Consider the following 26,453-nt stretch of genomic DNA (forward strand, 5'->3'; position numbering starts at 1 on the left):
GAAAAAGGACATGCATAACGAACCCTTACGCCCCGACCCCGATCGCCTGCTGGAGCAGACCACGGCCCCGCACCGGGGAAAACTGAAAATTTTCTTCGGTGCCTGTGCTGGCGTCGGCAAAACCTGGGCCATGCTGGCAGAGGCCCAGCGACTGCGGGCGCAAGGGTTAGATGTGCTGATTGGCGTGGTGGAAACCCATGGACGCAAAGAGACCGCCGCGCTGTTGGACGGCCTCAGCATCCTGCCGCTAAAGCGACAGGCGCGTCACGGCCGCCATATCAATGAGTTCGATCTCGACGCGGCGCTGGCTCGCCGTCCGGCGCTCATTTTGATGGATGAACTGGCGCACAGTAATGCGCCAGGCTCACGGCATCCTAAGCGCTGGCAGGACATTGAAGAGCTGCTGGAAGCCGGGATTGATGTTTTTACTACCGTTAACGTGCAGCACCTGGAAAGTCTCAATGACGTGGTCAGCGGCGTTACCGGCATTCAGGTTCGTGAAACCGTACCCGACCCTTTTTTCGATGCCGCCGACGATGTGGTGCTGGTCGATCTCCCCCCCGACGATTTGCGCCAGCGCCTGAACGAAGGCAAGGTCTATATCGCCGGTCAGGCAGAAAGAGCAATCGAGCATTTCTTTCGCAAAGGTAATCTGATCGCGCTACGTGAACTTGCCCTGCGCCGCACGGCTGATCGGGTAGACGATCAGATGCGCGCCTGGCGAGGACGTCCGGGAGAGGAGAAAGTCTGGCATACCCGCGACGCTATTTTACTGTGCATTGGGCACAATACCGGCAGCGAAAAACTGGTACGCGCCGCCGCACGTCTGGCGGCGCGTCTCGGCAGCGTCTGGCATGCGGTGTATGTCGAAACGCCAGCGCTGCACCGACTGCCCGAAAAACAACGCCGCGCAATTTTAAGCGCTCTGCGGCTGGCTCAGGAGTTAGGCGCAGAAACAGCCACCCTTTCCGACCCCGCCGAAGACAAAGCGGTCATCCACTATGCCCGTGAGCATAATCTGGGAAAAATTGTGCTCGGGCGTCCGACTACGCGTCGCTGGTGGCGTAGCGATTCCTTTGCCGACAAACTCGCCCATCGCGCACCGGATCTCGACCTGATGATTGTTGCGCTCGATGAGCCCCCTTCACGCCCTGTGCTGCAAACGGCTGATAGTCGCACCTTTAAGGATAAATGGCGGGTACAAATTCAGGGTTGTGTGGTTGCCGTTGCGCTGTGCGCCATTATTACGCTAATCGCCATGCAGTGGCTAATGGCCTTTGACGCCGCCAACCTGGTGATGATCTATTTATTGGGTGTGGTGGTTATCGCACTCTTTTACGGACGCTGGCCATCAGTGCTGGCAACCTTTATTAACGTCGCCAGCTTCGATCTCTTCTTTATTGCCCCACGCGGGACGCTGGCCGTTTCAGACGTTCAGTACCTACTCACCTTTGCCGTAATGCTAACGGTAGGGCTGGTTATTGGTAATCTGACCGCCGGGGTGCGTTATCAGGCGCGGGTTGCGCGTTATCGTGAACAGCGTACGCGTCATTTGTATGAGATGTCGAAAGCGCTGGCCGTCGGTCGGAGTCAGACGGATATCGCCGCCACCAGTGAACAGTTTATCGCTTCAACGTTTCAGGCCCGCAGCCAGGTTTTACTGCCCGGTGAGAACGGCAAGCTGGCCCCGCTCACCCATCAACAGGGCATGACGCCGTGGGATGACGCTATTGCCCAATGGAGCTTTGACAAAGGGCAACCGGCCGGTGCAGGCACCGACACGTTACCGGGCGTGCCGTATCAGATTTTACCGTTAAAAAGCGCCGATAAAACGCATGGGCTGCTGGTAGTCGAACCGGGAAATTTACGCCAGCTTATGATCCCCGAACAGCAACGCCTGCTGGAAACCTTCACTCTACTGGTAGCCAGTGCGCTGGAGCGCCTGACGCTGACCGCCAGCGAAGAGCAGGCGCGGTTTGCCAGCGAGCGCGAAAGCATTCGCAACGCCCTGCTCGCTGCTCTGTCCCACGATTTGCGCACGCCGTTGACGGTGTTGTTCGGTCAGGCGGAAATCTTAACGCTGGATCTGGCCAGCGAGGGATCGCCGCACGCGCGCCAGGCCAGTGAGATTCGCCAGCACGTTCTGAATACTACCCGACTGGTTAATAACCTGCTGGATATGGCGCGAATTCAGTCTGGCGGCTTTAATCTTAAGAAGGAGTGGTTAACGCTGGAAGAGGTGGTCGGCAGCGCCCTGCAGATGCTGGAGCCCGGTCTCTCTGCCCCAATAAATCTGTCGTTACCTGAACCGTTAACACTGATTCACGTTGATGGTCCGCTCTTTGAACGGGTGCTGATTAATCTACTGGAAAACGCCGTCAAATACGCGGGGCCACAGGCGCAAATCGGTATTGATGCCAGCGTCGATGGCGCACATCTGCAACTGGACGTCTGGGATAATGGGCCGGGTATTCCGTCGGGTATGGAACAGCGCGTTTTTGACAAATTTTCCCGGGGAAATAAAGAATCATCGGTGCCCGGCGTTGGGCTGGGGCTGGCAATTTGTCAGGCTATTGTGGACGTGCACGGCGGTACTATTTCGGTCCACAATCGCGCGCAAGGAGGAGCCTGTTTTCGTGTTACACTGCCCCAGGAAATTCCCCCTGAACTTGAAGATTTTCATGAGGATATGTGACGAACGTACTGATTGTTGAAGATGAACATGCCATTCGCCGGTTTCTGCGCACTGCGCTGGAAGCCGATGGCCTGCGTGTATATGAAGCGGAAACGCTGCAACGTGGTCTGTTGGAAGCCGCCACGCGAAAACCCGATCTCATCATTCTCGATCTCGGCCTGCCGGACGGCGACGGCATTGATTTTATTCGCGACCTGCGACAATGGAGCGCGATTCCGGTGATTGTGCTTTCAGCCCGCAGTGAGGAAAGCGATAAAATTGCTGCGCTGGATGCCGGTGCCGATGACTATCTCAGTAAACCCTTTGGTATTGGCGAGCTACAGGCGAGATTGCGCGTGGCATTGCGTCGCCACGCCAGCGGTGCGTCTCCCGAACCGGTGGTACATTTTTCCAACGTCAAAGTGGATATTGCCGCACGCCTCGTTCACCGAGGTGACGAGGAAATTCATTTGACGCCGATTGAGTTTCGTCTGTTAGCGGTTCTGTTAAATAATGCCGGGAAGGTACTGACGCAACGCCAGTTGTTAAATCAGGTTTGGGGACCAAACGCCGTCGAACACAGTCATTATCTACGTATTTATATGGGACACCTGCGCCAGAAGCTGGAACTGGACCCGGCCCGTCCGCGTCATTTTCTGACCGAAACCGGAATTGGCTATCGGTTTATGCCGTGAATTCTTATTCATTTTTTCTGATTAATTAATAAATATATTTTTCATTACTCACTCCACTGCATAATACTTATTATGCAGCCAGTAGAATATTGTAAAAAAATAATAAAATACAAATAAATAACATATAAACAACAAAACAGCATCTTGTCCCGCACTATGCATAAATGGCGACTAAATATTTTATAAACGATCGTTTTTTATTGATCTTCTTCACAGTTCATAGCCATTTCCTGGATAAAATACCCGCACCTTCCACTTATCCAGTAAAGGTAACTAAAATGGAAAATAATAGCCGTACAATGCCACATATAAGGCGAACAACGCATATTATGATGTTTGCCCACCGCAACAGTTTCGACTTTCATTTCTTTAATGCCCGTTAGTCTTCCGACTAAGGGCACTCAAGTATACAGGTCTTCCTGACTCTCTGTATCGCAGGCTAACGCCTGTATCCGCAGTGCTCTCCCTGCATAACCCTGTATTACCTGTGACCGGACCGGACCGGACCGGTTAGGGTTTATTGCATCTTCAAAAAAGCAATTTACTGATTTATTTATCAGCGGTATGACTTTGCTTTTTTTCCGGAGTTATCAATTTCTCATTTGAGAAATTGAGGACCTGCTATTACCTAAAAATAAAGAGATGAAAATGTCAGAATTAAAAATTGCCGTAAGCCGTTCCTGTCCTGATTGTTTTTCTACGCAGCGTTCTTGCGTAAATATCGATGAAAGTAATTTTATTGATGTTGCTGCTATCGTGTTATCCATCAATGATATTGAACGTGGAAAACTCGATGAAATTGACGCCACCGGCTATGGGATTCCTGTTTTTATCGCCACCGAAAATGAAGAACGTGTTCCATCTGAACATCTGCCGCGGATCTCAGGTGTATTCGAATGTAATGAAGCCCGTACCGCCTTTTATGGCCGGCAGTTAGAAACCGCCGCCAGCCATTATGAAACGCAGTTACGTCCGCCGTTCTTCCGTGCGCTTGTCGACTATGTCAATCAGGGTAACAGCGCCTTTGATTGTCCTGGTCATCAGGGGGGCGAGTTTTTCCGTCGCCATCCTGCGGGTAATCAGTTTGTCGAATATTTCGGCGAAACACTTTTCCGCTCCGATTTGTGTAATGCCGATGTCGCAATGGGTGATCTGCTGATTCACGAAGGCGCTCCCTGCATCGCACAACAGCACGCAGCTAAAGTTTTCAACGCGGATAAGACCTACTTTGTACTGAACGGGACCTCCTCATCGAACAAAGTGGTGCTTAACGCATTGCTCACCCCAGGCGATCTGGTGTTATTCGACCGCAACAACCACAAGTCAAACCACCACGGCGCGTTATTGCAGGCCGGGGCAACGCCGGTATATCTGGAAACCGCGCGTAACCCGTACGGCTTTATCGGCGGGATCGACGCGCACTGCTTTGAAGAAGGCTATCTACGTGAACAGGTGAGTAAAGTTGCGCCACAACGTTCGAAAGATGAGCGTCCGTTCCGTCTGGCCGTGATTCAGTTAGGTACCTACGACGGCACAATCTATAACGCCCGTCAGGTGGTGGATAAGATCGGCCATCTGTGCGACTACATCCTGTTTGACTCCGCGTGGGTTGGCTATGAGCAGTTTATTCCGATGATGGCCGATTGCTCTCCGCTGTTGCTGGATCTTAACGAAAATGACCCCGGCATTCTGGTCACCCAGTCAGTGCACAAACAACAGGCAGGCTTCTCTCAGACTTCGCAGATCCACAAAAAAGACAGCCATATTAAAGGCCAGTCTCGCTACGTGCCTCATAAACGAATGAATAACGCGTTCATGATGCACGCCTCCACCAGCCCGTTCTATCCGCTCTTTGCCGCACTGGACATCAACGCCAAAATGCATGAAGGCGTCAGCGGGCGCAACATGTGGATGGACTGCGTCGTCAACGGAATTGATACTCGTAAGTTGATCCTGGAAAACTGCCACCATATCCGCCCGTTCGTGCCGGAGATAGTAGAGGGTAAACCGTGGCAGGCTTATCCCACCGCTGTAATCGCCAGCGACCTGCGTTTCTTCCATTTTGTCCCCGGTGAACACTGGCATGCTTTTGAAGGGTATGCCGAACACCAGTACTTTGTGGATCCATGCAAATTGCTGCTCACCACTCCGGGTATTAATGCACGTAACGGCGAATACGATACCTTCGGCGTTCCGGCTACCATTCTGGCTAACTTCCTGCGCGAAAATGGTGTGGTGCCCGAAAAATGCGACCTCAACTCCATCCTGTTCCTGCTGACCCCCGCAGAAGATATGGCGAAGTTGCAGCAGCTTGTCGCCCTGCTGGTGCGTTTCGAAAAACTGCTGGAAGCCGATGCCCCGCTAGCCGAGGTTCTGCCCTCGATCTACAAGCAGCATGAAGCCCGTTACGCCGGTTACACCCTGCGCCAGCTGTGCCAGGAGATGCACGATTTGTATGCGCGTCACAACGTGAAGCAGCTACAGAAAGAGATGTTCCGTAAGGCACATTTCCCGCGCGTCAGCATGAATCCCCAGGATGCCAATTATGCATATCTGCGTGGTGAAGTTGAACTGGTGCGTCTGCCGGACGCTGAAGGTCGCATCGCGGCAGAAGGCGCGCTGCCTTATCCTCCGGGCGTGCTGTGTGTGGTTCCGGGTGAAATCTGGGGCGGTTCAGTATTACGTTACTTCAGCGCACTGGAAGAAGGAATCAATTTGCTACCGGGTTTTGCGCCTGAGCTCCAGGGTGTCTACATCGAAGAACACGACGGTCGTAAACAGGTGTGGTGCTACGTGATTAAGCAACAAAGCGCGCAACACGCTCTGTTGAAAGGGGAAATGTTATGAGCAAAGCCAAATCCAACAAAATGGGCGTCGTCCAGCTCACTATCCTGACCATGGTTAATATGATGGGATCCGGAATCATCATGTTGCCCACCAAGCTTGCGGAAGTCGGTACTATCTCGATCATCTCGTGGCTGGTGACTGCTGTCGGTTCAATGGCGCTGGCCTGGGCCTTCGCAAAATGCGGTATGTTCAGCCGTAAATCCGGTGGTATGGGGGGTTACGCTGAATACGCCTTTGGCAAATCCGGTAACTTTATGGCGAACTACACTTATGGCGTTTCGCTGTTAATCGCCAACGTGGCTATCGCCATCTCCGCCGTTGGCTACGGTACCGAGCTGTTTGGCGCCACACTGACGCCGGTGCAGATTGGCCTGGCAACCATTGGTGTACTGTGGATCTGTACCGTGGCTAACTTTGGCGGGGCGCGCATTACCGGGCAGATCAGCAGCATCACCGTTTGGGGCGTCATTATTCCGGTTGTCGGTCTGTGTATCATCGGCTGGTTCTGGTTCAGTCCGACGCTGTACGCTAACTCCTGGAATCCACACCACGTCCCGTTCTTCACGGCTGTCGGTTCTTCCATTGCGATGACCTTGTGGGCTTTTCTGGGTCTGGAATCGGCCTGCGCCAACGCTGAAGTGGTAGACAATCCGGAACGCAACGTGCCCATCGCCGTATTGGGCGGTACGCTGGGCGCGGCGGTGATTTACATCATCTCCACCAACGTGATAGCCGGGATTGTGCCGAATATGGATCTGGCTAACTCTACAGCACCGTTCGGTTTAGCCTTCGCACAAATGTTCACCCCGGAAGTCGGTAAAGTGATCATGGCGCTGATGGTGATGTCCTGCTGCGGTTCACTGCTGGGCTGGCAGTTCACTATCGCTCAGGTATTCAAATCGTCGGCTGATGGGGGTTACTTCCCTAAAATCTTCTCTCGCGTGACCAAAGTAGACGCGCCGGTACAGGGGATGCTGGCTATCGTGATCATCCAGAGTGGTTTATCGCTGATGACTATCAGCCCGTCACTGAACAGTCAGTTCAACGTGCTGGTCAACCTGGCGGTGGTGACAAACATCATTCCGTATATTCTGTCGATGGCCGCGCTGGTAATTATTCAAAAAATGGCGAATGTTCCGTCGTCGAAAGCGAAACCGGCGAACTTCGTGGCGTTTGTTGGCGCATTGTACAGCTTCTATGCGCTCTACTCCTCTGGCGAAGAAGCAATGCTTTATGGTTCTATCGTGACCTTCCTCGGCTGGACGCTGTATGGCCTGGTATCACCGCGTTTTGAACTGAAAAATAACCATAGTTAAATCCTGGCATAAAAAAGCCCGGTAGCGCTAACGCTTACCGGGCCTACAAAACGCGTCAGTACAAACAAGACTTACGCGTTTTTCAGCACTTCGCTGACAATCTCAACGGCTTCTTTTTCGATCTGCTTGCGATGTTCTTCACCAAGGAAGCTCTCGCAGTAGATTTTATAGGCGTCTTCAGTACCTGACGGACGCGCAGCAAACCAGCCGTTGTCAGTCATCACCTTCAGACCGCCGATAGAAGCACCGTTACCCGGTGCCGCCGTCAGACGTGCCGTGATCGGGTCGCCCGCCAGCGTGCTGGCACTCACCATTTCCGGAGACAGCTTAGACAGCGCCGCTTTCTGCGCGGAAGTCGCGCTTGCCTGCAGGCGGTTGTAGCTTGGCGCGCCGAAGCGGGCTGCCAGTTCGTTGTAGTGCTCTTGCGGATTCTTACCAGTCACTGCGGTAATTTCTGCCGCCAGCAGGCACATGATGATGCCGTCTTTGTCGGTCGACCACGGTGTACCGTCAAAGCGCAGGAAAGAAGCGCCCGCGCTCTCTTCACCACCAAAGCCAAAGCTGCCGTCAAACAGACCGTCAACGAACCACTTAAAGCCAACCGGAACTTCGACCAGTTTACGCCCTAAATCATTCACTACGCGGTCAATCATCGCCGAAGAGACCAGCGTCTTACCGACGGCAACGTCTTTGCCCCACTGAGGACGATGCTGGAACAGGTAGTTGATCGCCACTGCCAGGTAGTGGTTCGGATTCATCAGGCCCGCCGGGGTGACGATACCGTGACGGTCGTAGTCCGGATCGTTGGCAAAGGCCAGATCGAACTTGTCACGCAGCGCCAACAGTCCCGCCATCGCGCACTCGGAGGAGCAGTCCATACGGATTGCGCCATCTTTGTCGAGATGCATAAAGCGGAAAGTCTGATCAACGTGATCGTTAACGATAGTCAGGTTCAGGTTGTAGTGCTTGGCAATACGCTTCCAATATTCGATACCGGAACCGCCAAGCGGATCGACGCCCAGCGTCAGGCCCGCTTTCTGGATCGCCGCCATGTCGACGATGTCGGCCAGTCCTTCAACAAACGGCTGAACCAGGTCCTGCTCTTTTACATGACCAGATGCCAGCGCAGCATCCAGCGACATACGCTTCACGCCTTGCAGACCATCAGCCAGCAGAGCGTTAGCCCTGTCTTCCACCACTTTGGTGACGTTAGTATCTGCCGGACCACCGTTTGGCGGGTTGTATTTAATGCCACCATCTTCCGGCGGATTGTGGGACGGCGTGATCACAATGCCGTCAGCCAGCGGGCCGCCTTTTTTGTTGTGGACCAGGATAGCATTCGACACGGCAGGGGTTGGCGTAAAGCCGTTATTTTCCTGCACGATGACGTCCACGCCGTTCGCTGCCAGCACTTCCAGTACAGAGATAAAAGCCGGTTCAGACAGCGCGTGGGTATCCTTGCCCACATAGCACGGGCCAGTGATCCCGTTTTTCGCACGTTCTTCAGCAATCGCCTGAGCGATAGCCAGAATATGCGGCTCGTTAAAACTATGACGACCTGCACTGCCGCGATGTCCGGACGTACCGAACTTGACGGCGTGCTCAGCGTTCCCTGCTGTTGGTTTCAGTACATAGTACTGTGCCGTCAGTTGGGCGACGTTAATCAAATCACTCTGTTGCGCAGGTTGACCTGCACGGTTGTGGATTGCCATTGCCTGGTCCTTCTAATGCAAGGATTAAATTGTTCCGCAAACCTTTTCAATCAATTCCGCAGGGAATTGCATTGACTGCATGATGTGCTCAACCATGCTGCATTTACGGCCGGTATTGGTATTGGTGATCACCCAGTACGGCGTGCCTGGCACGTGTTTCGGTTTGGTTTGATTACCATTTTTCAGCAGCGTCTGTTCATCTGCTGCAAAATAAACGCGCGTACGACCATGCAACGATTCCGTTGCTTCGGCGAACGCGTTTTGATCCAGTGAATAGAGTGTAGACAGCACCAGCATAAAGCGATTTACTGCTTTCTTCTGCTCCGCATATTCGTCGGACAGCAGCAGTTCACGCATTGCGCGCACTTTATCTTTTACGGGGTTAACCGGCTTCGCTTCCACGACAGCTTGCACAGCGCGGACTTCTTTTACTACCGGAGTGACAGGCTGTGATGCGGCGGAAAACTTCAACATACGCCGTAAAATGTCGGATGCGCTCTCGCCGATATGCTTGGTGTGGCTGGCAATATAGCTATAGAGTTCATCATCAACTTCAATCGTTTTCATCTTAATCCAGTGCAGTGTTTAGCTGAATACAAGTTGTTGGGGTCAACACGCGTAGTGTAAAGGCAAATCCCAACAGCGGATAGCGTCAAGCCTGGTGGCTGGCAAAACTCAGAGTAACCGTAGTTGTTGCAGCCATGTGGCAGAATGGTCAACATGATACCCTAACCCGTGAGTGTGAAAAAAAGAACTTTGCCATGAAATTGAATATCCGAGCGCAATCTGCGCAAAACCTGCACAATAATTCTCCCATCGTCCTGGTGCACGGCCTGTTTGGCAGTCTGGATAACCTGGGGATCCTGGCGCGCGATCTGGTGGCCGATCACGATATCATCCAGGTTGATATGCGAAATCATGGCCTCTCCCCGCGTTCACCTGTGATGAATTATCCGGCCATGGCGCAAGACCTGCTGGATACGCTGGACGATCAACAAATCGAAAAAGCGATCTTTATTGGTCACTCGATGGGGGGCAAAGCCGTCATGGCGTTAACCGCGCTGGCCCCTAAACGTGTCGAACGGTTGGTAGCCATCGACATTGCCCCCGTTGACTATCATGTTCGCCGTCACGATGAGATTTTTGCTGCCATTAACGCAGTAACTGACGCGCAGTCCTCTTCGCGTCAGCAGGCGGCGAGCGTCATGCGCCAGCATCTGCAAGAGGAAGGCGTGATCCAGTTTCTGCTCAAATCCTTCGTGGACGGCGAATGGCGCTTTAATGTTCCCGTGCTGTGGGAGCAATATCCTCATATTGTCGGCTGGGAGACCATCCCGGCGTGGGAACACCCGGCGCTGTTTATCCCCGGTGGCAACTCACCTTATGTTACCGAAGCGTATCGCGAACAACTGCTGGCGCAATTCCCGCAGGCTCGGGCGCACGTTATTGCAGGCGCGGGCCATTGGGTGCATGCGGAAAAACCGGAGGCGGTACTGCGCGCCATCCGTCGTTATCTGAGCGAGCAGGCTAACTGATTAAAAACTCAGCGTCTGCGCGTGATTACGCGCGTGGGCGTTGGCGTGTCTCCCCTGCTGATGTATTATGGCGGGCTATCCATCCGGGCAGACGCCTGGCTGATTGTTTCCCCGAAGTCACCAAGATCATGGCCAAAGAACAAACGGACCGTACGACATTAGATCTGTTCGCGCAGGAGCGTCGCCCGGGACGCCCCAAAACTAATCCGCTCTCGCGTGATGAACAGTTACGTATTAACAAACGTAATCAGCTTAAACGCGATAAAGTTCGCGGGCTTAAGCGTGTCGAACTGAAACTGAACGCTGATGCCGTTGACGCTCTGAACGAGCTGGCCGAGGCGCGCAACATGAGTCGCAGTGAACTCATCGAAGAGATGCTGATGAACCAACTCAGCGCATTGCGCGGTCAGGCTTAGTCTGAATTTCTGCTCTAAATCATAAATCGTGTAGCACAGAGTGCAGTCCTGCGTGTTTGCTGTTTCCGCATGCCTGACTGTTCTGCTATGATTGCCCTTATCCGTGGGCAATGCGCCACCACCATTTCAATAAGTTTCAAGAGGTTATTTTACTCATGGCAATCACTGGCATCTTTTTCGGCAGCGACACCGGTAACACCGAAAACATCGCAAAAATGATTCAAAAACAGCTTGGTAAAGACGTTGCCGATGTACATGACATTGCAAAAAGCAGCAAAGAAGACCTCGAAGGGTATGACATTTTGCTGCTCGGCATTCCAACCTGGTACTACGGTGAAGCGCAGTGTGACTGGGACGATTTCTTCCCTACCCTCGAAGACATTGATTTTAACGGCAAACTGGTTGCATTGTTCGGCTGTGGCGACCAGGAAGATTACGCAGAATATTTCTGCGATGCGTTGGGTACAATTCGCGACATCATCGAACCGCGCGGCGCAACCATCGTTGGTCACTGGCCAACGGCGGGTTATCACTTTGAAGCGTCCAAAGGCCTGGCTGACGACGACCACTTTGTGGGTCTGGCCATTGATGAAGATCGCCAGCCTGAATTGACCGCCGAACGCGTAGAAAAATGGGTTAAGCAGATCTCTGAGGAGCTGCACCTCGACGAAATCATCAATGCCTGATTTTGTGTGGCGCAGATTTCCATCTGCGCCACATCAATAGATAAAACCAATCAAAATAATTGCTACAAATTTGTAACTTTTTCGTCTGACCCTGTACAATGGCCGGATGCCAATCGGGTATTGCACAGTGTGTTTGTCGGCGATACCACGTTTTGATTAACAATATATGCCAGAGACTTGCAGTTTTCATTTAGCCATGGCAGTTCTATAATGAATCGCATTATCTCAAGTGCAATTTCTGTCACTTCTGTTAATGAAGTGAATCGTTTAGCTACAGGACAGATTCCGCATGACTGACAACAATACCGCATTAAAGAAGGCTGGCCTGAAAGTAACGCTTCCTCGTTTAAAAATTCTGGAAGTTCTTCAGGAACCGGATAACCATCACGTCAGTGCGGAAGACTTATACAAACGTCTGATCGATATGGGTGAAGAAATTGGTCTGGCGACCGTGTATCGCGTGCTGAACCAGTTTGATGATGCCGGTATCGTGACCCGCCATAATTTTGAAGGTGGTAAATCCGTCTTCGAACTGACTCAACAGCATCATCACGATCACCTCATCTGCCTCGACTGCGGCAAAGTGGTCGAGTTCAGCGATGATTCCATCGAAGCGCGCCAGCGTGAGATTGCGGCTAAACATGGTATTCGTTTAACCAACCATAGCCTCTATCTTTACGGTCACTGCGCCGAAGGCGATTGCCGCGAAGATGAGCATGCTCACGACGGTAAATAATGTGATGCTTTCTGAAAAGCCAACCATTCGGTTGGCTTTTTTTATGGGCGCTATCCCCTCTTTTCCCCTTCCCTCCACTCCTGTGTTGCTTTAATGTAAAAATCAATTATCCCTTCCCGGAGAGTCGAAATGGAACTTCGCCAGCTACGCTATTTTGTTCGCATTGTAGAAACCGGCAGCATGGGTAGCGCGGCGCTCGATCTCAATATTGGGGTTTCGGCACTCAGCCAGCAAATGTCCCGCCTGGAAAACGAACTCGCTATTCGACTGCTGCAACGCACCTCGCGTGGCGTGACGCCCACCAGCGCCGGACTGGCTTTTTACTCCCAGGCGCAGCTGGCGCTCCGCCACGCAGACGATGCAATCCTCGCCGCGCGAGAGTCCCGGCTTTCCGGGCACGTCAGCGTCGGTATGGCCCCCAGTACCGCTTCCGTTCTCGGCATGCCTTTTATTAACGCCATGCGGGAAAGCTATAGTGATGTCCGCCTGCATGTGGTGGAAAGCCTCTCTGGCAACCTGGAACGGATGATTAATACCCGCCAGATTGATCTGGCCGTGGTTTTTCAGAAAGAAAAGATCGTGCGCTGGAGCGCCAGACCGATTCTCGAAGAGCGCCTGTTTTTGATTGGGACTCATGCCTTACTGGCCGATATTGCCGATGACAATATTGCGCCAGCCCAGCTGGCAAGTATCCCATTGATAATGCCCAGCCCAGGCCACGGTCTGCGCGGCAGGCTGGAAGCAATTTGTCAGGAACACGCGCTGCGCATTGAGATCGCCACAGAAATTGATGGTCTGGCGCTGCTAATGCGTGCCGTTCGCAGTGGAATCGGCGCTACTCTCCAGCCCGGCGCGGCAATTTCCCATCTCGATAAAGAGACGCTAAGAGTGATCGGCGTCCATAATCCAATACTGAGTCGCCCCAACTTTCTGGTCAGCCTTTCTGATGATGAGCTAACCCCCGCGGGCCTCGCCGCCCGCGTGGTGCTAACAAAAGTGATGCATCAACTGGTGGAAGCAGGAAGCTGGCCAGGCGCCATCCTTTACAATAACTAAAGCCCTCTTTAGCACTTCGTCATAGCGCCTGCACAAGCTGTGCGTATACATTTCAATTACAAATTTAACAATTAGTTAAATGGTAATGGAGTATACGATGGTTGATGTTCTGGTGATTGGCGGTGGCAATGCCGCGTTATGTGCTGCCCTAACCGCCCGTGAGCAAGGAGCTTCGGTACTCTTGCTCGAAGCGGCTCCACGGGAATGGCGCGGAGGAAATTCTCAACACACGCGTAATCTGCGCTGTATGCATGACGCGCCGCAGGATGTACTGGTGGAAAGCTATCCTGAAGAGGAGTTCTGGCAGGATCTGCGGCGCGTCACCGAGGGAAATACTAACGAAGCCCTGGCGCGTCTGGTGATCCGCACCTCTTCACAATGCCGCGACTGGATGCGCCAACACGGCGTTAATTTTCAACCTCCTCTCTCCGGTGCTTTACACGTAGCGCGAACCAACGCCTTTTTTATGGGGGGCGGGAAAGCCCTCGTGAATGCCTATTATCGCAGCGCAGAAAAGTTAGGCGTGCAAATCCGCTATAACACACCGGTGCAGGCGCTTGAACTGCATAACGGTGAGTTTGTGGCAGCGCTGGCAGGCGAAGAGCGCATAACCGCTAAGTCCTGCGTGCTTGCCGCTGGCGGATTTGAGTCAAACCGCGAATGGCTGCGCGAAGCCTGGGGAGAAAACGCCCGCGGCGAGTGGCCTGCGGATAACTTCCTGATTCGCGGCACGCGCTTTAATCAGGGCGTACTGCTTAAATTTATGATGGATGCCGGGGCGGACATCATCGGCGAACCCTCCCAGTCACACTGCGTCGCCATTGATGCCAGAGCGCCATTATATGACGGCGGGATTTGCACCCGCGTGGACTGCGTTTCACTCGGCATAGTAGTCAACCGTGACGCAGAACGTTTTTATGATGAAGGCGAAGATTTCTGGCCCAAACGCTACGCCATTTGGGGACGCCTGGTCGCCCAACAGCCAGGACAGATTGGCTATTCCATTATCGACAGTAAAGCCATCGGCCACTTTATGCCACCGGTATTCCCCGGCGCACAGGCGAATACGCTGGCGGAGTTGGCGCATCAGTTGGGGTTGGATGCCGAACGCTTTACCCACACCGTGACGGCGTACAACAACGCCTGCCAGCCAGGTCAGTTCGACCATACCGTCCTGGACAACTGCACGACGAAGAAGTTAACCCCCGCGAAAACACACTGGGCGCGACCGCTGGACCAGCCACCTTACTACGGCTATGCCCTGCGGCCAGGGATCACCTTCACCTATCTTGGGTTAAAAGTGAACGAACGCGCTGCCGTGCACTTTGCCGGGCAGCCAAGCCGCAACCTGTTCGTCGCCGGAGAGATGATGGCGGGCAACGTGTTGGGCAAGGGTTACACCGCTGGCGTGGGCATGTCGATCGGGACAACCTTTGGCCGCATTGCCGGAAAAGAAGCCGCGCTGGCAGCACGTAAGGAGGCACGTCATGAAGCAGCTTGAGAAACTGATCATCGAAGCGCAAATAATCACCGAGCCGGAAGCGGAAGTTGAACGTGTAATGCAGGTCTGTAACGCCTGCCGCTATTGTGAAGGTTTTTGCGCCGTGTTCCCGGCAATGACTCAGCGCCTGGAATTCGGTAAAGCGGATATCAATTATCTGGCTAACTTGTGCCATAACTGCGGCGCCTGCCTGCACGCGTGTCAGTATGCCCCACCTCATGAATTTGCCATCAACGTACCGAAGGCGATGGCGGAAGTGCGGCTCGAAACCTATCAGCACTACGCGCAACCCGCCGCCTTTGGCGCGCTTTATCGTCGCGCAGGCATCACCGTGACGCTGGCGCTGGTTTTCGGTCTGATCCTGTTTTTACTCCTCGCCATGAGTTTAAAGGGCTCGTTATTCCATCCTCCGCTGGCCGGGGATTTTTATCAAATTTTCCCGCATAACCTGCTCGCATGGATGTTTGGTTCGGTATTTATTCTGGCGATAGGTCTGCTGATGGCGGGCGTTCTGCGCTTCTGGCGCGAAATCTCTCCGGGTGTGCCGCGTTCCGCCGAAATTGCTGAAGCCTCACACAATGCGCTGACGCTGAAGTATCTCGATGGTGGGCATGGCAAAGGTTGTAACGAAGCAGATGATGCCTTCACCCTGATGCGCCGCCGTTTCCATCACTTCACCTTCTACGGTTTTATGCTCTGCTTTGCCGCCACCGTGGTGGCAACGGGCTATCACTACTTTGCAGGTATAGAAGCGCCCTATCCGTTCTTCAGCGTTCCGGTAATGCTGGGCACGTTGGGCGGCATTGGCCTGGTTGTCGGCCCGGCTGGCTTGCTATGGCTCAATTTTAAGCGCTCACCGCTGCATGGCGACGCTCGGCAAAAACCGATGGATCGCGGTTTTATTTTGCTGCTGCTCCTGACCAGTCTGACAGGTTTAGCGCTGCTGGCGGGAAGAGACACCTCCTGGATGGCTATTTGGCTCGCCATTCACCTCGGCGTGGTCATGGCGCTCTTTCTGACCATTCCTTATGGAAAATTTGCCCACGGATTTTACCGCTGCGCAGCCTTACTCAAGTGGGCGATTGAGAAACGGCGCGGCAAACAGGCGGGGGTCGCAGGCGACTAACCCGCAAACTCTTACCTCTATAAATATTATGATAAGACAGTGGAGCAAACCCAATGACACAACAACCATCGCGCGCCGGAACTTTCGGCGCAATACTGCGGGTAACCAGCGGTAATTTCCTCGAACAGTTTGACTTTTTTCTGTTCGGTTTTTACGCCACCTATATCGCAAAGACCTTCTTTCCTGCAGAGAGTGAATTTGCCGGGCTAATGTTAACTTTCGCCGTGTTTGGTTCAGGTTTCTTAATGCGGCCTGTTGGCGCAATTGTGCTGGGTGCTTATATCGACAGAATTGGTCGCCGTAAAGGACTGATGGTGACGCTAGCGATTATGGGCTGCGGTACCCTGCTGATTGCCCTAGTACCCGGTTATCACAGTATTGGTCTGCTGGCCCCTGTCCTGGTATTACTCGGCCGATTATTACAGGGCTTTTCTGCAGGGGTGGAACTGGGCGGCGTCTCGGTTTATCTTTCTGAAATCGCCACCCCTGGCAATAAAGGCTTCTACACCAGCTGGCAGTCCGCCAGTCAACAGGTCGCCATTGTGGTGGCGGCTCTGATTGGTTACGGCCTGAACGCCACCCTGGGACACGATGAGATCTCTGAATGGGGCTGGCGTATTCCATTCTTTATTGGTTGCATGATTATTCCTTTGATCTTTGTGCTCCGCCGCTCGCTTCAGGAAACAGACGCCTTTTTACAACGCACACACCGTCCCGACACCAGGGAAATTTTTACTACCATCATCAAAAACTGGCGTCTCATCGCTGCGGGTACGCTGCTGGTGGCGATGACCACAACGACGTTCTACTTTATTACCGTCTACACACCGACCTACGGTAGGGCTGTACTTCACCTGAGCGCTCGCGACAGCCTGATCGTCACCATGCTGGTCGGTATTTCTAATTTTATCTGGCTGCCGATTGGCGGGGCGATTTCTGACCGAATTGGTCGTCGTCCGGTGTTGATGGGGATTACCATCCTTGCACTGATCACCACCTGGCCGGTTATGCACTGGCTCACCGCCGCGCCAGATTTCACGCGCATGACGCTGGTTCTGCTTTGGTTCTCGTTCTTTTTTGGTATGTACAACGGGGCAATGGTCGCCGCACTCACCGAGGTGATGCCTGTCTATGTGCGTACGGTGGGCTTTTCACTGGCATTCAGTCTTGCCACGGCGATTTTTGGCGGCCTTACTCCAGTCATCTCCACAGCGCTGGTCCAGCTAACCGGGGATAAAAGCTCACCGGGGTGGTGGCTGATGTGTGCGGCACTTTGCGGGCTCGCCGCCACGGCAATGCTGTTTGTCCGGCTGAGTCGGAGTTATCAACCGGTGGAATATAAACCCTGAAATGCAAACGGGCGGAAAACTCTCCGCCCGTTGTCTGTTTCATTTTTCGATTTACTGCGCAGTATTCTTGCTACGAATTTCCTGCCAGACCTTGTCGCAATCAGCATTAACGGACTGACCATTACCCGTGCGCGTGGCCTGGATGCATTGCTGATAATCCAGTACGCGTACGCTTTCTTCATTGGCAAACTGCTGATGCTGCTTTTCTTTCTTCAGCACATTCAACACGCTTTGGCAGGCTTCGATTTTCTCCGGCGATCCTTGCGCGGTAGTAATACAGGCGCTGTAGGCTTCTTTCAGACGACTGTCTTCTTTTGGTGCCGGGGATTGCGCGCAAGCCACCAGCCCGGATGCCATAACAGCGATGAGTATCAGTTTTTTCATAACACTTTCCTCAACGATGCGGCAGGCGCCCGGCCTGCCGCTGTTGGCATTAGAAGATGGTGAACGGAGCAATAACGATGAATTTCACGTCGCGCTCATCCTGGAAGATGTTGCCGTAACCACCGCCCCAGCTCGGAATGTCTGAATGGTTGTCGTACTGGGTGAAGTGCAGTTTAAACATGGTGCCCTTCGCACGCCCCTCTTGCAGGGTATAGACCGCATCCAGGCTGTAAGAAGATTCTTCGATAGTCCGGTTTTTGTCGTAATACGCATCCGGATTGATCTGCCAGGTTGATGGCTTGGCATCCCATGCGTAAACGTAGGACGCGCCCACTGCCCAGCCCGGCAAATTCCAGTTCTTCAGGTCATACATTGCGCCGAAGAAGACAGCCTTTTCGCCGTTGGCGTTGAAGTCGGAACGGTTATCCCACCAGATATCCAGGCGACCGTTTGATGAGGCGTAGGTCGGGGTCATACGCTGCAGGAAGTACCCCTGCTGCCCGTCCGCTTTAACCCAGGTCCCTTCCAGACGCAGGTCAACCACTTCCGCCACTTTGTAGCCAAAGGTCAGCGCCTGCAGCCAGGCCGTACCGTCATAAATATCGTTCACGGTGCGATCATCAACTTTGTCGCGCGCACCGTAGAACTGGTAGCTGGTGGTAAACGGGTTACCGCCTAAATCGAATTTATAGCTGGCTTTTGCGAAGTACTGATCGACGTAGCCTTCAGACTGACCAAATGCGGCTTCCAGCAACAGGTTATTTTTGAAGTCATATTTCGCGCCGATTGAGTGCAGATAATCTACGCTGGTCTTTTTATCAGCCTGATAGAATTTATCGACTTCAGTGTGCCATGGTGCTTTATATTCGTTGGCCCACATATAGGAGAAGCTCAGTGCACCAGCATCACCATAGTCGAAGTTGGCTCCGGCTTCAGCACCCTGATAGGTACCTGGCATAAAGCTCCAGTGCGGAGCCAACAGAGTCTGTCCGGTTGGTTGAATGTAACCGGCGCGCGCCCAGGTTGGGCCAAATTTAAATTTGGCTGCTGCTTTATAAAGGCTAATTCCGCTCTTATCGCCGGAGTAATCTTCATCATAGCCTTTATTTTTTGACGAGAATGCAATTTCGTTTGGATGGCCGCTTTCGCTACTTTCGTTCATTTCAATAGCGGTAAATGCTGCGATATCAATACCAAACATATCAGCCGCATAACCGGACTGGAAGTCGAGGTTAGCGTTCCAGGTGGAGTGAGAAAGGTTGGTTTTGTATTTGTCGTGATCGGTCACATCTTTACGGTCACGCTCACGCTGCCAGTAATAGATGCCGCCGGTTAAGGTTGAGTCATCAATAAATCCTTCGGCGTGTACCTGGGGAGCGACAACGAAACCCGACATTGCTGTGATACCGGCGATAGCCAGCGCCAGCGTACTACGTTTGCCACTAAACGTACGCATATGTTAATCCTCTTTGACGTATAACCCTTCGTTTTTCAAGCTGCATCGGTGTTGGCTTTACTCGGCCTTTGGCCTCGCCCCTTCGGGGACAGCGCACGCGCTGCGTCTCCGCCTTGATGCAACTCGAAATCCATTGGGTATAAAATGCTGCCGACAAAAGCGGACAGCGAAAAAACAAAAATTAAAAAAGTAGCGCTGAGAAAACCTCAGTGACTACAATGAATAGACTATTTTTCGCGACGCGAATTATCAATCTCTTTCTGTAACGAGTATGTAATAGTATGAGCAACCGCACATATTTTCTTGTTTTCTGTTACATTTTGCTTTGGGAGTAAAAAAAGTCACAAAAACAAGAAAAAACACTTTATATACATATAGATATCTTCAATTTTATTATTATATATATAATTCCACCCCTAATAATTGTCTTTGCATTCGCAAAACAAATTAATTCTCGAGCGTCATTAATTCGCTCTGCAAACAGAACGTTTGAACTCCTGAATTCACTCTCCATCGTTGATGTGACCGTCCTCGGATTTTCCACACAAATACACTCACTTTATAAGGTTTTTATTGACAGCTACCGGGTGTCCCATTATTCAAAGATGCAGGTTATACGTATAAGTTGATAAATAAATGACAAAACGCATCACGCAGAAAGACGTTGCGGCCCTGGCTGGCGTTTCACAGGCGGTGGTATCCGTGGTACTCACCAAAGGAAATCACACCTATCCACAGGAGACAGTGAGCCGGGTTGAGCAAGCGGCTAATCAGCTGGGATATATACCGAACCGTTTTGCACAAGCGCTGAAAACCAATAAAACCATGTCGATCGCCTGCATCGTGCCGGATATCGCCAACCCTTTTTATGCCTCGCTCGTCCGTGGTGTTCAATCGGTGACGGATAGGTATCACTACGATGCGATCGTGGCCAGCACCGATGGATTACGGGAAAGAGAGCTGCATTTTTTGCGCTGGTCAGCGCAGGGGCGGGTCGACGCCGTGGTGGGGACATTTTTTAACGTCGGGATGAAAGATTTTGCCCCGTATCTTCAGGCAGGGATCCCGATTGCACGTATTGAAGCCAGGATGAAAAAAAGCGGCCCGCTACCGCTGCATAATGTTTATATCGACAACGCCGCTGCCGCGCGCAGCGCCGTCGAATATCTGCTGGCACAGGGGCACCGAAATATCACGATGATCGCCAGCGCTGGCGGTCCTGAGCCTGCCAGAGTGGAAGGATATCGCCAGGCGATGACCCAGGCCGGCCGCCTTCCGCGCATCAAAATTCTGCCAGGTTTTAACGAACAGAGCGGCTATCAGATCGCGATGCAGCTGATTAATGACGGTACGCTCCCGGATGCGATTTTCGCCGCCAACGATTTAATGGCTATCGGCGTGATGCGTGCCGCAAGGGAGAAAGGCATCACGATCCCGGAGCAGCTTGCGGTGATGGGGTTCGATGATATTCCCGCCGCCGGGCTGGTAACCCCTTCCCTGACCACTATCGCCCAGTACCCGGAGCAGCTTGGGCAAAAAGCGGCCGCCCTCCTCCTGGCGCAAACTGATATCACCGCACCGCTCCAGGGCAGCACCACAGAAATGCCCTGGGGCCTGGTAAAAAGAGAATCCGCCTGAACGGCTGATAAAACACCACACAAGGATCAAACAGATGGATTTGCCTTCAGATTATGAGTCGCGCGTTTATGCAGGGGTGTTAGGGAAATTAATCGGCGTCTACCTTGGCCGCCCTTTCGAAGGATGGACCTACGAAAAAATTATGCAGGAGCTGGGGCCGATCCAGTATTACGTCCACGAAAAATTTAACCGTCCGCTGGTTGTCACCGACGATGATGTCGCCGGAACCTTTACCTTTATCCGCGCACTGGAAGATTATGCCCTGCCGCCGGATCTGAGCGCGGAACAGATGGGTCACTGCTGGCTTAATTACATCATTGATAAACGCACCATCCTCTGGTGGGGCGGCAACGGTAATTCGACGGAACACACCGCCTGGCTGAATCTCAAAAAAGGCATTCCGGCTCCGCTAAGCGGAGCCATTGCGACCAACGGGAAAACGATTGCCGAACAGATTGGCGCACAAATCTTTATTGATAGCTGGGCGCTTGTCGCACCGGGACAACCCCGTCTGGCGGCAGAACTTGCCAAAAATGCCGCCAGCGTGAGCCATGACGGTGAAGCGGTGTATGCCGCTATGCTCTGGGCGGCGATGGAATCACAGGCCTTTATCTGCCAGGAGATCGAACAGCTTATTGACGTCGGACTATCCGTGATCCCGGCAGAGTCGCAAATAGCCCAGTTGGTTGGCGATATCCGTCGCTGGCGACGGGAAGATAACGACTGGCAGACGACCCGGCAGCGAATCGACGACAACTATGGCTATCACAAATATCCCAGCAATTGTCACATCATCCCTAATCATGCGCTGATGATTATGGCGATCCTTTACGCGCCGGACGACTTCCAGCAGGCCCAGTGCATTGTCAATACGTCAGGATGGGACACTGACTGCAATGCGGGGAATGTCGGCTGTCTGTCCGGCATTATGCTGGGACTCCAGGGTATTGACGCAGGCCCGGACTGGCGCGGGCCGCTGGCGGACAGAATGCTGATCTCCTCAGCCGACGGGGGGTTCTCCATAAACAACGCCGTGCGGATCACCGATTACCTGGTCGGGCTGGGACACCAGATTGCCGGTCTGCCGCGCCCTGAAGCCAAAAAATCCGGCGCGCAGTACCATTTCTCACTACCGGGCAGCGTGCAGGGTTTCCGCTGGCTTAATGAAGAAAATGCGGCCGCGGTTGAGGTTAAGAATGAGGCGCACCTGGGGCGGCAGATGTTGAGTCTGCACTATCGCCATCTTGCGCCCGGACTTCACGCCAGCGTGACCACGCAAACCTTTACCCCGCCTGAAATCGTGGAAATGCGCAGCTACGATTTAATGGCTACCCCACTTATCTACCCAGGTCAGCGTCTTCAGGCCACCCTGATTGCGCCACCGGATAACACATCCGCGTTAAACGTGCGGCTCTGCTACCGGGTTTATGATGACAACAATCAGCTGACGCCCCAGTACGGCGACGCGCAGAGTATAGCCCCGGGTGAATCGCTAACGCTGGCGTTGGATCTCCCGGACTGCCAGGGCCAACCGATCGGCGAGATTGGCGTAACAATCAGCACAGATGCCCGCGTTGCCCGCGGTCGCCTGCTCATCGACAGTATGCGCTGGGATGGCACACCTGAGCTGACCCTGCGTAAACCCACAGGGGAAACTAATTTTTGGTGGCGGGCCTGGGTAAACGGCGTGGATCTCTTTTCACGCCACTATCCCACCAGCTTTCGCATCTCCAAAGAGTACGACGAGGGATTGATTATTCACGGAACGCGGCAGTGGGATAACTACCGCGTTCAGAGTGACATTACGCTGCATTCAGGGGAGTACGGCGGTCTGGCTTTTCGGGTGCAGGGGATGAGGCGCTATTACGCCGCGCGCATCCTGCGCGACGGGAAATTACAGATCGTCCGCGTGCGCGACACCAGCACCAAAGTTCTGGCAGAAGCGGCGTTGTCCGACGTGTACGAGCGCCCTGTGTCGTTCGATATTAGCGTCAACGGGCAGATTATCTCCGCGACCGTTGACGGTAAAACGCTGCACGTGGAGGACGCTGAACACGAAGCCTTGATGGATGGCGGGATCGGTTTACTGATTTGTGCGGGTGCGCTGTCGACGGACGCTATCCATATCAGCGCCAGTTGTTAATTAACGGAAATGGACGACAACAAGGGATTAAAAATGAACATACCAAAAACAATGCTGGCGCTGGTAACCGCCGTTTTGCTTTCAGGCTGTGAGGATAAACCGCAGCAGGTGACCATCGAATTTATGCACTCCGCCGTTGAGCAGGAGCGCCAGACCGTCATTGCCGGGATCATCAACCGCTTTCAGCAAGAGAATCCGGATATTATTGTGAAGCAGGTTCCCGTCGAAGAGGATGCCTATAATACTAAAATCATTACCCTCGCCCGCTCAGGGTCACTGCCGGAGGTCGTCGAGGTCAGCCATGACTATGCCAAAGTCATGGATAAAGAGCAGCTTATCGACCACAAAGCGGTGAAAACGCTGATCGACAGGCAAGGCGAAAGCGCCTTCTACGACGGCGTGCTGCGCATTGTTCGTACCGAAGACGGAACGGCCTATACCGGCGTGCCGATCAGCGCCTGGCTACAGGGAGTCTGGTATCGGAAATCGGTACTGGCTAAAGCAGGAATCGACGAACCCAAAAACTGGACGCAGCTGCTGGAAGCGGCACGCAGGCTGACCGACAGCGCCAGTAAAAAATATGGCATCGCGCTGCCGACGGCTGAAAGCGTCATGAGCGAACAAACCTTCTCCCAGTTCGCACTTTCAAACGGTGCCAATGTGTTCAACGCAAACGGCGACATCACGGTTAACTCAGCGGAAATGCAGGCCTCGCTGAACTATTATCGCGAACTGGCCCGCTATACCATGCCTGGCTCGAACAACGTAACAGAGATCAAAGACGCCTTTATGAACGGCACCGCGCCGATGGCGGTCTATTCGACCTACATCCTGCCAGCGATTTATCAGGATGGTTCACTGGCGGATTTAGGCTTTGTCGTGCCGAGCGAAAAATCACCTGCCGTATTTGGCGTTATCACATCATTAACGCTCACAGCCGGTCAGACTGAGGCAGAAACGAAAGCCGCCGAAAAATTTGTCAGCTTTATGGGACAGGCGCAGAACGCGGCTGACTGGGTATTGATGTCGCCGGGGGCGATGCTGCCGGTGACGAAGGCCGCCGCGCAAAACGTCAGCTGGAAGGACAACCCTGCAGTCAAAGTCTTTGGAACTCTCCCTGAACAGCTGATTGCCCAGTACCCGAATATGCAGGTCTTTGGATCGGTCGGCGAGAAGAACTTTACGCGGATGGGGGATATTACCGGCTCGATGATCCTCAGTGAAATGGTCAATCAGGCGACGGTGGGTAAGCAGGAGACATCGGTGGTGCTGGAACGCAGCCAGCAGCGGGTTCAGGCGTTAATGCAGCATAAGTAAAACAGAAAAATCCGCCTCAAACGTCGCGTTGGCGGCGTTTGAGGCAGTGTGACAGCAATTACTCGCCGACTTTAGCCCACGTATCGCGCAGACCTACAGTGCGGTTAAATACCAGCTTGTCAGCCGTTGCATAGCGGCTGTCCAGGCAGAAATAGCCTTCACGCTCAAACTGGAACGCTTTACCTGCAATCGCAGCCTGCAGTGACGGCTCACCGTAGCCCTGCTTAATGACCAGCGATTCCGGGTTGATAACGGACAGGAAGTCTTCCGCCGCACCTGGGTTTGGCACGCTAAACAGACGATCGTACAAACGGATTTCAATCGGCAGCGCATGGGACGCGCTCACCCAGTGAATAACACCTTTTACTTTACGGCCATCAGCCGGATCTTTGCTCAGGGTGTCGGCATCGTAGGTGCAGAAAATGGTGGTGATATTTCCTTCTGCATCTTTCTCTACACGTTCAGCCTTGATCACGTAAGCATTACGCAGACGTACTTCTTTGCCCATCACCAGACGCTTGTACTGCTTGTTCGCTTCTTCGCGGAAGTCTGCGCGATCGATCCAAATTTCACCGCTAAACGGCACTTCACGGCTGCCCATTTCCGGTTTGTTCGGATGGTTAGGCATGGTAACCAACTCGCTTTCGCCCTGCGGGTAGTTTTCGATAACCAGTTTCACCGGATCGATAACTGCCATCGCGCGCGGGGCGTTTTCGTTCAGATCTTCGCGAATGCAGGACTCCAGAGAAGCGATCTCAATGGTGTTATCCTGCTTGGTCACGCCAATGCGTTTGCAGAACTCACGAATAGCGGCAGCGGTATAACCACGACGACGCAGGCCAGAAATCGTCGGCATACGCGGATCGTCCCAACCTTCAACGTGCTTGTCGGTCACCAGCAGGTTCAGCTTGCGTTTGGACATCACGGTGTATTCCAGATTCAGGCGCGAGAATTCGTACTGGCGCGGGTGAACCGGAATGGTGATGTTGTCCAGCACCCAGTCGTACAAACGACGGTTATCCTGGAACTCCAGCGTACACAGTGAATGTGTAATGCCTTCCAGCGCATCGCTGATGCAGTGGGTAAAATCGTACATCGGGTAGATGCACCACTTGTTGCCGGTCTGGTGGTGTTCGGCGAACTTAATACGGTACAGCACCGGATCACGCATCACGATAAACGGCGAAGCCATATCGATTTTCGCGCGCAGGCAGGCTTTACCTTCTTCAAAACCACCGGTACGCATTTTTTCGAACAGTGCCAGGTTCTCTTCGACGCTACGATCGCGGAACGGGCTGTTTTTACCTGGCTGCGTCAGAGTGCCGCGGTATTCGCGGATCTCCTCCGCTGACAGTTCATCAACGTACGCCAGGCCTTTATTAATAAGCTCTACCGCATAGGCGTGAAGCTGATCGAAGTAATCCGAAGAGTAGCGAATATCGCCAGTCCAGTGGAAACCTAACCATTCAACGTCGTTTTTAATCGACTCAACGTACTCGATATCTTCTTTAACCGGGTTCGTATCATCAAAACGCAGGTTGCACTGGCCCTGGTAATCTTGCGCAATGCCAAAGTTCAGACAAATGGATTTCGCGTGGCCAATGTGCAGATAGCCATTTGGCTCCGGCGGAAAACGTGTATGGATAGTGGTGTGCTTACCACTGGCCAGATCTTCATCGATGATCTGACGAATAAAGTTACTCGGGCGGGCTTCAGCCTCACTCATCGTGGATTCCTCAAAGCGTAAACAACGTATAACGGAACATGATCTTATAAGCGACGTCAGGAGACAACTATTAGTTGCACAAAAAAGGTGTTTCAACAGGATATATGAGGGTATTTGCTGCAAAAAAAAGCGGCGGAGGA

At 53.1% G+C, this 26,453-nt stretch carries 22 protein-coding genes; 17 read left to right on the forward strand and 5 right to left on the reverse strand.

The genetic code is table 11. The annotated features are described in order from the left end of the window. The first annotated feature begins 10 nt into the window (after positions 1 to 10). From kdpD to potE, 5 genes are all read left to right on the forward strand, one after another. On the forward strand, positions 11 to 2,695 hold the full coding sequence (gene kdpD, locus HV237_RS16795; protein WP_047359485.1) for a two-component system sensor histidine kinase KdpD: 2,685 nt from the start codon (positions 11 to 13) through the stop codon (positions 2,693 to 2,695). Then, positions 2,692 to 3,369: a two-component system response regulator KdpE gene (gene kdpE, locus HV237_RS16800; protein ID WP_016152265.1), complete on the forward strand. Its 678-nt coding sequence runs from the start codon at positions 2,692 to 2,694 to the stop codon at positions 3,367 to 3,369. Before kdpD ends, kdpE begins: the two co-directional genes overlap by 4 nt. A 278-nt stretch (positions 3,370 to 3,647) precedes the next feature. Beyond that, on the forward strand, positions 3,648 to 3,752 hold the full coding sequence (speFL, locus tag HV237_RS16805) for a leader peptide SpeFL (protein ID WP_114149115.1): 105 nt from the start codon (positions 3,648 to 3,650) through the stop codon (positions 3,750 to 3,752). Positions 3,753 to 4,017: 265 nt separating this feature from the next. After that, entirely contained in the window at positions 4,018 to 6,216 is a 2,199-nt protein-coding gene (speF, locus tag HV237_RS16810) for an ornithine decarboxylase SpeF (protein ID WP_047359486.1), read from the forward strand. Further along, on the forward strand, positions 6,213 to 7,532 hold the full coding sequence (gene potE, locus HV237_RS16815; protein ID WP_016152263.1) for a putrescine-ornithine antiporter: 1,320 nt from the start codon (positions 6,213 to 6,215) through the stop codon (positions 7,530 to 7,532). The genes speF and potE overlap by 4 nt, the downstream gene beginning before the upstream one ends. A 71-nt stretch (positions 7,533 to 7,603) precedes the next feature. On the opposite strand, the gene pgm is transcribed toward potE, so the two are convergent. Both pgm and seqA read right to left on the reverse strand, forming a co-directional pair. Next, complete coding sequence (gene pgm, locus HV237_RS16820; RefSeq protein WP_016152262.1) at positions 7,604 to 9,244, reverse strand: phosphoglucomutase (alpha-D-glucose-1,6-bisphosphate-dependent); 1,641 nt, start codon at positions 9,242 to 9,244, stop codon at positions 7,604 to 7,606. Positions 9,245 to 9,268: 24 nt separating this feature from the next. Beyond that, a complete protein-coding gene (seqA, locus tag HV237_RS16825) occupies positions 9,269 to 9,811 on the reverse strand; it encodes a replication initiation negative regulator SeqA (RefSeq protein WP_016152261.1) in 543 nt (180 codons plus the stop codon). Between the two features lie 194 nt (positions 9,812 to 10,005). Between seqA and ybfF the strand changes: the two genes are divergently transcribed. The 9 genes from ybfF to HV237_RS16870 all read left to right on the forward strand — a co-directional run bounded on the left by ybfF (position 10,006) and on the right by HV237_RS16870 (position 17,649). Then, the gene (gene ybfF, locus HV237_RS16830; RefSeq protein WP_047359515.1) at positions 10,006 to 10,779 is read left to right on the forward strand and encodes an esterase; all 774 of its coding nucleotides are present in this window, start codon (positions 10,006 to 10,008) and stop codon (positions 10,777 to 10,779) included. Between the two features lie 128 nt (positions 10,780 to 10,907). Next, the gene (gene ybfE, locus HV237_RS16835) at positions 10,908 to 11,195 is read left to right on the forward strand and encodes a LexA regulated protein (protein WP_003022842.1); all 288 of its coding nucleotides are present in this window, start codon (positions 10,908 to 10,910) and stop codon (positions 11,193 to 11,195) included. A gap of 155 nt (positions 11,196 to 11,350) precedes the next feature. After that, a complete protein-coding gene (gene fldA / locus HV237_RS16840) occupies positions 11,351 to 11,881 on the forward strand; it encodes a flavodoxin FldA (RefSeq protein WP_003022839.1) in 531 nt (176 codons plus the stop codon). 210 nt (positions 11,882 to 12,091) lie between these two features. Next, a complete protein-coding gene (locus HV237_RS16845; protein WP_049259739.1) occupies positions 12,092 to 12,178 on the forward strand; it encodes a ryhB-regulated fur leader peptide in 87 nt (28 codons plus the stop codon). Next, positions 12,171 to 12,617, forward strand: a complete 447-nt coding sequence (fur, locus tag HV237_RS16850; RefSeq protein ID WP_003022836.1) for a ferric iron uptake transcriptional regulator — start codon at positions 12,171 to 12,173, stop codon at positions 12,615 to 12,617. Before HV237_RS16845 ends, fur begins: the two co-directional genes overlap by 8 nt. 129 nt (positions 12,618 to 12,746) lie before the next feature. Then, on the forward strand, positions 12,747 to 13,673 hold the full coding sequence (tcuR, locus tag HV237_RS16855) for a tricarballylate utilization LysR family transcriptional regulator TcuR (RefSeq protein WP_016155984.1): 927 nt from the start codon (positions 12,747 to 12,749) through the stop codon (positions 13,671 to 13,673). A gap of 97 nt (positions 13,674 to 13,770) precedes the next feature. Next, positions 13,771 to 15,174, forward strand: coding sequence for an FAD-dependent tricarballylate dehydrogenase TcuA (gene tcuA, locus HV237_RS16860; RefSeq protein ID WP_016152258.1), 1,404 nt, complete (start codon positions 13,771 to 13,773; stop codon positions 15,172 to 15,174). Continuing rightward, entirely contained in the window at positions 15,161 to 16,300 is a 1,140-nt protein-coding gene (gene tcuB, locus HV237_RS16865; RefSeq protein ID WP_047359488.1) for a tricarballylate utilization 4Fe-4S protein TcuB, read from the forward strand. The genes tcuA and tcuB overlap by 14 nt, the downstream gene beginning before the upstream one ends. Before the next feature lie 53 nt (positions 16,301 to 16,353). Continuing rightward, entirely contained in the window at positions 16,354 to 17,649 is a 1,296-nt protein-coding gene (locus HV237_RS16870; protein ID WP_016152256.1) for an MFS transporter, read from the forward strand. 51 nt (positions 17,650 to 17,700) lie between these two features. Here HV237_RS16870 and chiQ read toward each other — a convergent pair whose 3' ends face one another. Next, complete coding sequence (gene chiQ / locus HV237_RS16875; protein ID WP_016155980.1) at positions 17,701 to 18,033, reverse strand: ChiQ/YbfN family lipoprotein; 333 nt, start codon at positions 18,031 to 18,033, stop codon at positions 17,701 to 17,703. 49 nt (positions 18,034 to 18,082) lie between these two features. Next, on the reverse strand, positions 18,083 to 19,489 hold the full coding sequence (gene chiP / locus HV237_RS16880; RefSeq protein WP_016152254.1) for a chitoporin: 1,407 nt from the start codon (positions 19,487 to 19,489) through the stop codon (positions 18,083 to 18,085). Between the two features lie 636 nt (positions 19,490 to 20,125). On the opposite strand from chiP, the gene HV237_RS16885 reads away from it, so the two are divergent. Genes HV237_RS16885 through HV237_RS16895 form a run of 3 tightly spaced genes read left to right on the forward strand, consistent with a single transcriptional unit; the run spans position 20,126 to position 24,587 of the window. Further along, positions 20,126 to 21,127 carry a LacI family DNA-binding transcriptional regulator gene (locus HV237_RS16885; RefSeq protein ID WP_047359489.1) on the forward strand — a complete coding sequence of 334 codons (1,002 nt, stop codon included), beginning with the start codon at positions 20,126 to 20,128 and terminating at the stop codon, positions 21,125 to 21,127. Positions 21,128 to 21,161: 34 nt separating this feature from the next. Beyond that, positions 21,162 to 23,270 carry an ADP-ribosylglycohydrolase family protein gene (locus tag HV237_RS16890; protein WP_047359490.1) on the forward strand — a complete coding sequence of 703 codons (2,109 nt, stop codon included), beginning with the start codon at positions 21,162 to 21,164 and terminating at the stop codon, positions 23,268 to 23,270. Positions 23,271 to 23,303: 33 nt separating this feature from the next. Continuing rightward, entirely contained in the window at positions 23,304 to 24,587 is a 1,284-nt protein-coding gene (locus tag HV237_RS16895; RefSeq protein WP_181541577.1) for an extracellular solute-binding protein, read from the forward strand. 58 nt (positions 24,588 to 24,645) lie between these two features. Here HV237_RS16895 and glnS read toward each other — a convergent pair whose 3' ends face one another. After that, a complete protein-coding gene (gene glnS / locus HV237_RS16900; RefSeq protein WP_016152250.1) occupies positions 24,646 to 26,313 on the reverse strand; it encodes a glutamine--tRNA ligase in 1,668 nt (555 codons plus the stop codon). Positions 26,314 to 26,453: the final 140 nt, after the last annotated feature.

The organism is Citrobacter sp. RHBSTW-00570 (genome assembly GCF_013739755.1).
Taxonomy (GTDB): domain Bacteria; phylum Pseudomonadota; class Gammaproteobacteria; order Enterobacterales; family Enterobacteriaceae; genus Citrobacter; species Citrobacter braakii.